The organism is Stappia sp. BW2 (assembly GCF_008107695.1).
Taxonomy (GTDB): Bacteria; Pseudomonadota; Alphaproteobacteria; order Rhizobiales; family Stappiaceae; genus Roseibium.
In genome coordinates this window covers 1-428 of sequence record NZ_VIRG01000102.1, presented here as the reverse complement: position 1 = coordinate 428, position 428 = coordinate 1, and the positions used below count along the sequence as shown (strand labels likewise).

General features: G+C 60.3%; 1 protein-coding gene. It reads right to left on the bottom strand.

Going from position 1 to position 428, the window contains the following annotated elements:
- On the bottom strand, positions 1-428 hold a 428-nt coding region (locus FMN63_RS29540; protein ID WP_148587537.1), incomplete at both ends, for a hypothetical protein.

Genomic DNA, 428 nt, shown 5'->3' with positions numbered 1-428 from the left:
TCCTGCAAAGCCGCCGTACTGGCGCCGGGTGCTGGCCGGCCAACGGCGATCCAGTCGAATTCGATAAAGTTGCTGGCATCCTGCTGGTTCGTCAGGTCCAGGCGAATACGATCAATGTTCCCTGTCCACGGAATATCACGCACCGTCAGGGTTGCCACCCCATCGGCATATTCCGGCTCAGCAACAATGTATCGCTTCGTGTTATTGAAGTTTTCGCCGGCAGACACCCAGCGGATCTCACCCGCCCAGACTGGTTTGCCGGTTTTACGAAAGCGCAGCATGATGAAACGGTACGCCGCACCATCGACAGCCAGCCCGCCAGGAGAGGTAATGTACGGATCGGTGGCGCTGTCCGCCGGGCGTAACCAGCCATCCTGTGACACACCCGGTACGCCGGCGCTGCCGGTCCAGCCCTCGGTCGTCTGATT